Here is a 5,342-nt window from a genome sequence, read left to right as displayed (position 1 = left end):
TCCACCGCCCGCCGCCGCCGTTCCAGTCCTGTTGTCGGCACGAAGACCTTCGTTCTCGACACCAACGTCCTGTTGCACGATCCGGCCTGCATCCATCGCTTCGCCGAGCATCACATTTGCGTGCCGGTGGATGTGCTGAGCGAACTGGACCGCTTTAAAAACGAGATGACGGAGCGCGGATCGAACGCCCGCGAGGTACATCGCGCGTTGATGAAGATTTTTGCCAACAAAGGCGCCTCCGTGACCGAGGGTGTCCCAACCGAGGGAGGCGGCACCATCCGGCTGGCGGTGTACGATCCCGAGGACGCACGAAAGTATCCCAGCATCCAAGGCTTCGAGCGCATCTTCCACGACCTCGAAAAAGCAGATCATCGCATTCTGGCCTGCACGCTGTGGTTGAGCGAGCAGCTTTCACCGCCCGTCATTCTCGTCAGCAAGGACCTCAACATGCAGCTCAAGGCCCGCGCCGTGGGCATCGAGTGCGAAGATTACCTGCACGACAAAGTGGAGCCGCGCGAAGTGGCAAACTTTGACATCGCCCGCCTTCAGGTGTCGCAGCACGAGCTCCAGCGCTTCGCCAGCAGCGGGCGTCTCACGCTGCCGGAAAGCCGCACCGCACCGATGGTGGTGAATGACTACGCGCTGCTTTCTGCGGGCGAAAAGGCCACCATGCCGGCCAAACTCAACGCCCAGGGCGAACTGGTGCGGCTGCTGCATACGCCGGAATCGATCAAGGTGGGCCAGGGGCGGGCCATCAAGCCGATGAACCTCGGCCAGGCCTGTCTGCTCGACGCCTTGCTCGATCCCGATATCAGTCTCGTCACCTGCTACGGCCAGGCGGGCACCGGAAAAACGCTCCTCGCTGTCGCAGCCGGCCTGCAGCAGGTCTTTGGCCGCACCTACCATGGTCTCACCGTCAGCCGTCCGATCGTCGCCATGGGCCAGACCGTCGGTTTCCTGCCCGGATCGCTTCAGGAGAAGATGCGTCCCTGGCTCCAGCCGGTCTATGATGCTCTCGACCTGCTCATGCGTCCGATTGAGGCCGATCAGCAGGGACCAGCACGCAAAAAGAACCGCTTCATGCCCGATCCGCAGCAGGTGCAGGCTCCCGCTGCTCCCTACGACCATCTCATCCAGCAGGGCGTCATCGAAGTGGAGGCGCTGTGCTACATCCGCGGCCGCAGCATTCCAGATCGCTTCTTTGTGCTCGATGAGGCCCAACAGCTCACTCCGTTGGAAGCCAAAACCATCGTCACACGCATGTCACGCGGTTCCAAACTGGTCCTCGTCGGCGATCCGGCACAGATCGACAATCCGTATGTCGATTCACGCAGCAACGGGCTCGTGTACACCCGCCAGCGCATGCGGGGGCAGACCTTCTCAGCGCACGTTCCGCTGGTGAAGGGAGAGCGCAGCGCTCTGGCGGAAGCTGCGGCGAGATTGCTGTGACATGCATTCGTTGTGGAAATTCCACAGCGGCAAAAATCGCCCAAGTTTTTTTGAAACGGAACCAGTGTTCCCTCGTTTAACCCCGCCTGCGCAGGCTTGGGACACCAAAAAACCCGCGCTCCAGTCCAAACCAAACCAAAAACGACAAATCATGAAATCGATCACCTCGATCCTGTCCATCCTCGCCCTCGCCGCCACTCTCAACGCCGCCGAAGGCGACAAGAAGCCGGAAGCAGGCAAGAAGAAGGCCCCGAATCCGGAAGAAATGTTCAAGAAGCTCGACAAGGACGGCAACGGCTCCATCTCCAAGGAAGAATTCATGGCTTCCCCGGGTGCCAAGAAGGATGAAGCCAAGGCTGCCGAGCGCTTCGGCAAGATGGACAAGAACAGCGACGGCTCCCTCTCCAAGGAAGAAATGACCCCCAAGAAGAAGAAGGCCGCCTGATTTACCCTTCTCTCTTGAAGAAATACCAGCCGCACCCGCCTCGAGCGAGTGCGGCTTTTTTGCGCCCGCTCACGGTGGCGGCAGCGGAACATCATTCACCGCGCGTGGTGTCGGCTGCGCGGTCGGGATCGGCACGGACGGCGGTGGCAGGATGGGATTGACTGGAGGCATCGCATTCACCGATCTGCGCTGGGGAGCCGTCGAAGAAGCAGGCTGCGCGCCCCCGGCCTGAGTCGGAATCACCGCACGTTGAATCACCTCGGTCGGTTGCGCCGCCATCGGGTCGGCGAAGCTGACCCAGCCGGTTTTGTCGCCCTTCTGCAATTGGATGCGTGTCTTGTCCACCGTCGCCCCTGGAGTGACCTGACGGATCTTGATGCCCAGTTCGTTTTCAGAACCAATCCGAACCTCCGTCACTTGCGACGTCGTTCTGTCCACCAGCACGGCTGCCACAGCCCCATCGATCTCATAAACCCCCGAGAGGCTCAGATTGTCGGCAAAATTCGGCCCTCCAGTGTCTTCCGGCGCAGGCAGGTCCTTGGTGGTGAACAGGCTGCGCTCCCACAAGGCGGCAAAGGCCTCGACTTTCGGGAACTCGCCGGGCGTGGTGCTGTCTTGAGCGAATGCACCCACTGCGGCAAACACCGCCAAACTGAGAACGGGGAACTGAGAACTGGGCACTTTCATGGATTAGTTCGCTTTGGTGACCTTGGGCGCGGCTTTCTCGTGGTAGAACTGGGTGAACTCGACCTCGGCGTTGATGGTCTTGTTGGAACCGGCGGGGTTGATCTGGAGGCGGGTGATGCCGATGAAGCTCTTCGGCTGCTGCAGCGTGTGCAGCCAGGTGTAGAAGGCCTGCTCGCTGACGCCGGTGAGGGTGGTCTTGATGCTGGCTTTCTCGAAGTGGCTCTCCTCTTCCTCCTCGACGGGCAGGCCGTCGGTGCCGATGGCGCGGGTGCGTTCGAGGAGCTCCGTGCCGCCGATGGTGAGATCGTGCTTTTGTGCGGCGGCGGTGACGGTTTCGAGCAGCTTGGCGCTGGCGTCCTTGTTGCTGGTGAAGCCGGGGGCGTTTTCTTCGAGCCAGGTGTTCTTTTCCGCCCACTCGGTGCCTTGAGAGACGGCGAGGTTCATCGAGCCGAGGCGATCCCGCAGCAGCTCGACCTCATCCTGGACCTCGAAGTAGGTGCGGAAGGCAAACGCGCCGCCGCCGATGAGGGCGACGCCGATGAAGATGGCGGCGAAGATGCCGAGGAGGACTTTTTCACTCTTCTTCATGGGCGACTCCTCCTTTCATTTCAAAGGTGGCGCTTTGATCACCGGCGATGAGCGGCGGCGGACCATCGAGACCGAAGTGGGCGAGTGCTTCGCTGTCCTTCAGCGCCTGGGTGTATTCGAGCGCGAGGGAGGCGCTGGGCATGCGGCCCATGAGGCTGAGCATGTCAGGCGTCCATTCCCAATGCGTGAGCAGGGCTTCCTTGGACGATTCAGGCTCCATGCAATGCAAAAGCATCCGCTGAGGCCAGGTGGTGGGATCGACAGCGGGAGCGGCCTCCATCCACGCACGCTTGTGATCCATGACGCGTGAGGCACGCGGCATGAGCTCGGCCACTTTTTCACGCAGCATGTTCCGCTCCTTCAAAGCGAAGGCGGTGAGCGTGGCGACGAGCGCGATGGCTGCGGCTGCGGCTGCGCCGAAGCTCATCGCGAGGAAGCGGGTGCGTGAGCGTGTGCCCTGGCGCTGACGCTCGAGCACGAGCTCCTCCGGCATGAGCAGGCTGGAGCCGCGCGGCGGCATCGTGGGCGCGGGCATGTCACAGCGGAAGGGCGCGAGGCCGGTGACGCGCTGGATTTTTCCGAGATCGCCTTCGTCGATCCACAGCACGATGCTTTCGAGACGGCCGAGCACACCCTGAAAGCCGAGCTGGAGGCAGATGTTGTTCAGCTCGGCGAGCGCATGATCATCGAGACGCGGCGAGGAAAGCGGGGCGCAGTAGATGAGCTGCGATCCGGCGGTGATGGCGACGACGAGGCGGCCCAGCTCGCGGAAGAGCGTGATGCTGTTTTGCACCATCGGATAGCACAGCGCATGATGCGTGACCTCATCAGGAAGGTAGGTCGTGTCACTCAGCGGCACGGGCTGATCTTTGAGCGCGAGGATGCGGGCGAGGTTGGCACCTTCCTTGCCGGTGATGCTGCGCACCTGCACGCTGGCCTCGTCCTCGTTTGTTTTCACGCCCATGCGTTCCAGATGGAGCAGCGCCATGCTGCGGAGGTGCTCGGTCTCGCCTTTGAGCCAGGCGGGCAGCACCCAGAAGTGCGTGGAAGGCAGGGCCAGCACGCGGCGCGTGGCTTCTTTGCCAAAGCGGCTGCCTTCGGCGGTGAATTCGCCTGTTTGCTGGCACAGCTCGCCATCGGCGCCGGTCCAGCTTTGCCAGACGGAGGCTCCGGGGAGCAGCAGCTCGGAGGTGGTTTTACGAGTCCTGGCCATGAATCGGGATTTCGCCACGCCAGACGGCCTGTCCGCCCTGCGTGATGAGGATGAGTTTGCGTTTCAGGGGCCCGAGGTAGCCGACGCTTTCGATGCGACGGATGGGGCCGGTAAATTGGATCCACTGGGAGAGCTGCGCCACGGTCTGGCGATTGAAGACGCCGAGCATCTGCGCCACCTGCGGCACGCTAGAGAGGCGCATGTCATCGCGGGTGCGGTGGGCACCATCGCGGCCATTGCGGAAGGTCAGGATGGGCTGCACGCGCTCCATGGGCACATCGCCGAGCAGGGAGATGATCTCGGCGCTGGTGTCATTGATGTCGATGCGGCCATCGCCATACACCGTGAACCACTCCCGCCAGTCGGGGCACTCGGCATTCACGATCTCCATGCCGCGCACGTGGAGCATCTCCTCGACCTCTTTGAAGGGACGGTTGAAGGGCATGCCGTCGAAGCCTGCTTTTTGATACTCGCGTTTCTCCGCGCCATTGAGGCTGGCGTTGTCATCGGCATCCACCCAGTCCTTCAAGGCATCGCCGAGCGCGGTGGCGAAGTCCGGCTTGAAGCCCCAGCGGGTGAAAAGTCGGCGCAGCAGGATCTTGTCGCCGCTCTGGAGGAGGAAGTTGATGTTGAGACGCGCTTCCTCGGTCTTTAGCGTGACATCAAAGCCGCCGCCGATGTCGCCCGCGAAGTGCAGCAGCGGATCGTCCTGCTGAATGGCCGGATGACGAGCCAGTTCGAGGCCGGTTTCCGCGTAGCGCTTCGCGTAAATGCGCCCGCGCATCATGCGGGTGTATTCGGTGTCGCCATGCAGCGCCTTCGTCGCCGCGAAGAGGACCATGCCCAGCGCGAAGATCATCCAGAACACCGCGATGAGGGCGGAGCCGTTTTTGGATAATGATCTGTGACGCAGGTGACGCATAAAAAGTGCTCAGTTTTCAGTGCTCAGTTTTGTTTTAC

The 5,342-nt window shown here is 61.9% G+C and carries 6 protein-coding genes; 2 read left to right on the top strand and 4 right to left on the bottom strand.

The window, feature by feature from the left end:
• Positions 1-1,449: PhoH family protein (locus IAE77_RS00515; RefSeq protein WP_294219697.1), on the top strand; the 1,449-nt coding region annotated here is incomplete at its 5' end.
• Positions 1,450-1,600: 151 nt separating this feature from the next.
• Positions 1,601-1,894, top strand: coding sequence for an EF-hand domain-containing protein (locus IAE77_RS00510; RefSeq protein WP_294219696.1), 294 nt, complete (start codon positions 1,601-1,603; stop codon positions 1,892-1,894).
• 69 nt (positions 1,895-1,963) lie between these two features.
• Here IAE77_RS00510 and IAE77_RS00505 read toward each other — a convergent pair whose 3' ends face one another.
• From IAE77_RS00505 to IAE77_RS00490, 4 genes are read right to left on the bottom strand one after another with little or no spacing between them, the layout of a single operon-like run.
• Positions 1,964-2,581: a hypothetical protein gene (locus IAE77_RS00505; RefSeq protein ID WP_294219695.1), complete on the bottom strand. Its 618-nt coding sequence runs from the start codon at positions 2,579-2,581 to the stop codon at positions 1,964-1,966.
• 3 nt (positions 2,582-2,584) lie between these two features.
• Positions 2,585-3,169 (bottom strand): hypothetical protein, encoded by a 585-nt coding sequence (locus tag IAE77_RS00500; protein WP_294219694.1) that lies wholly within the window; start codon positions 3,167-3,169, stop codon positions 2,585-2,587.
• The gene (locus IAE77_RS00495; protein WP_294219693.1) at positions 3,156-4,382 is read right to left on the bottom strand and encodes a hypothetical protein; all 1,227 of its coding nucleotides are present in this window, start codon (positions 4,380-4,382) and stop codon (positions 3,156-3,158) included. The genes IAE77_RS00500 and IAE77_RS00495 overlap by 14 nt, the downstream gene beginning before the upstream one ends.
• Complete coding sequence (locus IAE77_RS00490; RefSeq protein ID WP_294219692.1) at positions 4,366-5,304, bottom strand: type II secretion system protein GspK; 939 nt, start codon at positions 5,302-5,304, stop codon at positions 4,366-4,368. The genes IAE77_RS00495 and IAE77_RS00490 overlap by 17 nt, the downstream gene beginning before the upstream one ends.
• Positions 5,305-5,342 lie beyond the last annotated feature (38 nt).

The organism is Prosthecobacter sp. (genome assembly GCF_014879935.1).
Classification (GTDB): Bacteria; Verrucomicrobiota; Verrucomicrobiia; order Verrucomicrobiales; family Verrucomicrobiaceae; genus Prosthecobacter.
Note: the sequence above shows the minus strand (reverse complement) of the source record. Positions and strands in the feature narration are given on the sequence as shown.

What these genes read in the sequence shown, in the direction of transcription:
- IAE77_RS00510 (WP_294219696.1), top strand. Translation starts at nt 1,601, where the DNA reads ATGAAATCGATCACCTCGATCCTGTCCATCCTCGCCCTCGCCGCCACT.
- IAE77_RS00500 (WP_294219694.1), bottom strand. Translation starts at nt 3,169, where the DNA reads ATGAAGAAGAGTGAAAAAGTCCTCCTCGGCATCTTCGCCGCCATCTTC.
- IAE77_RS00495 (WP_294219693.1), bottom strand. Translation starts at nt 4,382, where the DNA reads ATGGCCAGGACTCGTAAAACCACCTCCGAGCTGCTGCTCCCCGGAGCC.
- IAE77_RS00490 (WP_294219692.1), bottom strand. Translation starts at nt 5,304, where the DNA reads ATGCGTCACCTGCGTCACAGATCATTATCCAAAAACGGCTCCGCCCTC.
- IAE77_RS00505 (WP_294219695.1), bottom strand. Translation starts at nt 2,581, where the DNA reads ATGAAAGTGCCCAGTTCTCAGTTCCCCGTTCTCAGTTTGGCGGTGTTT.